At 55.1% G+C, this 479-nt stretch carries 1 protein-coding gene; it reads right to left on the reverse strand.

The window, feature by feature from the left end:
* Window positions 1–479: YheT family hydrolase (locus ACTHUR_RS19650; protein WP_440400470.1), on the reverse strand; the 479-nt coding region annotated here is incomplete at both ends.

Here is a 479-nt window from a genome sequence, read left to right on the forward strand (position 1 = left end):
GGGTCGTTGACGGCATTAAGCAACAGCAACGGCGTATCCACGCCTTTCAGAAACGGTTTGCAGGAATTGCGGCGGTAGTAATCGTGGCGGTCGGCAAAACCGTGTAGCGGCGCGGTAAAGCGGTCGTCAAAATCGCCAAGCGTTTTGCAGTTTTGCTGGCTTAAGGCCGTCTGAAACCGGGGAATCGCCTGGGCTTTCGGCAACAGTGAATTCAAAAAATAGCGCGTGTAAATCAGTCGCGTCATGCCCTGATCAAAACGCGTACCTGCCGCTACGGCATCAACCGGTGCAGAAACGACGGCAGAAGCGCGCGGAACGGCATTGCTGCCCTGCTCGCCCAAATATTTGGCCAAAGCATTACCCCCCAAAGAAACGCCGACGGCGTAGATGATTGAATAGCGTCGGGCAAGCGTGTTGAGCATAAAGGCGATTTCGGACGTATCGCCGAGGTGGTAGAACACGGGCGCGGTGTTTTCTAT

It is taken from the genome of Neisseria sp. P0021.S007, from assembly GCF_051956855.1.